Annotated in this window: 1 protein-coding gene; it reads right to left on the bottom strand. The window is 71.7% G+C overall.

Features of this window, described 5'->3' with window-relative positions; translation table 11 throughout:
• Positions 1–1550: 1550 nt before the first annotated feature.
• Positions 1551–1754 (bottom strand): hypothetical protein, encoded by a 204-nt coding sequence (locus ACPC54_RS41855; RefSeq protein ID WP_498972994.1) that lies wholly within the window; start codon positions 1752–1754, stop codon positions 1551–1553.
• Positions 1755–2033 lie beyond the last annotated feature (279 nt).

Raw genomic sequence — 2033 nt, forward strand, 5'->3', positions numbered from 1 at the left:
CCCGCGGAGCGGGTCCCTACGGGCCTTCGGCCCTCCGTTCGCCACCGGCCTTCGGCCGGTGGACGGACCCGCTCCGCGTGTCCGTTGCCTGACCTTCGGTCAGGCCGGCCTCGCTGCGCGAGGCCTGGGGCACTCCGCTCCGCTCCATGCCCCACCTGGGCTTCCGCTGCGCTCCAGCCCAGGTGAAAGCCCCTCCGCTACGCTCCGGGGCAAGGCTGGCCGGGAGGAGGGTGGGGTCGGTGCCCGCCGGTGTGGTGACGGTCCGTGACAGGGGTCCGGAGGGTCGGCTGGGGGTGCATCACCTGACGCCCTGTGTGGGGACAGGACTCCCATCCCACCCCCTGTATCAGTCATCGAGCGTCAGACGATCCCGCCGGAACAGGGGTCCCCATCCCGGGAAAATCTCCGGGCGGCGGTCCGGCGCAGCGGCCCGAAAATCCCCGGATGGCCTGTATCAGAAACCCACTGCCGGAAAACCCCGCAGAATCCCTGGTGCGGACCCCGGGGCTTGAATTGGAAAACGGGCGGCAGGAATTCCCGCCGCATCGGGCCCGAACCCGCCGCCCCGGCGGGGCGGCGGGTGAGTTTGACGGGCAGCAAACTCACCAGGGCGGCCGGAAACTCCCCGCCGCAGGTCAGGGCCACGCCCGGCCCACCCGGATCCGCTTCGGCCTCCGCGCGGGCCGCCGGGGGCGCGGGGCGGGCCCGGGGCGGCGGGCCCGCCCCGCCGCTCTACGGGCTCTACCGCGCTACGTCGCTGCTCGCGGCCTCCTGCGGGCTCTACAGGGCCTCTACGGCTGCTCTACGGGGCCCTGGCGCCAAGGGCCCCGTAGAGGGCCGGTAGCGCGCCCGTAGAACCGCCCGACCACCACGCGCGGCCGGCACCAGCCGGACGTGAGGAAGGAGAAGCCCAGCGCAGCGCCGGCCACCGAACCCGCGCCCGACCAGCCACCCCACCCACCACCCGACACGGCAGCAGGGCCCCAGGGAGTAAGTCGGGGTGGTGAGTTCCCGGCTTCACCGCCTCTGAGCTGGGCAGATGGCCGGTCCGCGGAGGCAGGGCCCGTCCTACGTACCGCACTGCGTACCGACCCCGAGCCGCAGACACCCGTACCGAAGCCCGTACCGAACCCCCGTGCCGGGGGCCGGCCCCCGGCACGGAACCCGACCGGCGGGGAAACCGGGACACCCGATGTTCTGCGAGGTCGAGCGAGGGCGTTGGCAGGTCGGTCGTGCCGGTTCGGATTTCCTGCCGTAAAGTGGCGGCCTTTCCTTCCGTACGGCCTTCTCCGGCAGCTCTATGCGATTCTTGAAATGCGCCGGGGAAGCCTGTGCGAGCAGTTCTTTGGTCAGTCGAAGAATCGGCGCTCCTTCTTCGGCTCCGGGCGGCGAAGTGGCGGTTGTCCGGGGTACCGTCGTTTCTGGTAGCAGTTCCAGCATTCGACTGCTTCGGGATCGTGTTCCAGAAGGCTGTTTCGAGTAGGCCGGTTTCGCAGCGCCGGACGGGGGTTGCGCAGGCGCAGCGCCCGGGGTGCATGGCGCGGCCGGTTCTACTCGGCCTCGGTGAAGGTGAGGCCGCCCGGTCCGAGTGGCCGGCGCCCGCCTTCGGTCTGGGGCCGATCCGGGCGGGGCGCGGCGGGCGTTTCCGGGAGCGGCAGGCGCTCGGCTGGCAGCAGTCGCTGCTGTTCGGCCGGGGGTGTGTCGGTGGCCGGGTCGGTGGAGGGCTGCCACAGCGGGCGGCGGGCGGAAGTCATGATCACAGTCTGCCCGTGACCAAGCCCGGGCCGGGCCGGTTCACCCGTCATGACGGGCCAGCCTGCAACGGCACCCCGAGGTGGACCCATTGCGCGTAGATCTCGGTAAGCGCCGTCTCGGTGCCGGCCTGCCACCGGTTCAGGGCCAGATCGGTGGTCGCCGCCCGCACCGCCGGACCGTCGAGGGCTAGGGCCTGTCTGACAAATGATCATCTGGCTGGTTCGCGGAGCCAGAGGATCAGGGAAGCCAGGACGACTCCTGCTCGGTAGCGGTCCGCG

This window comes from Kitasatospora sp. NPDC094028 (genome assembly GCF_049543595.1).
GTDB lineage: Bacteria > Actinomycetota > Actinomycetes > Streptomycetales > Streptomycetaceae > Kitasatospora.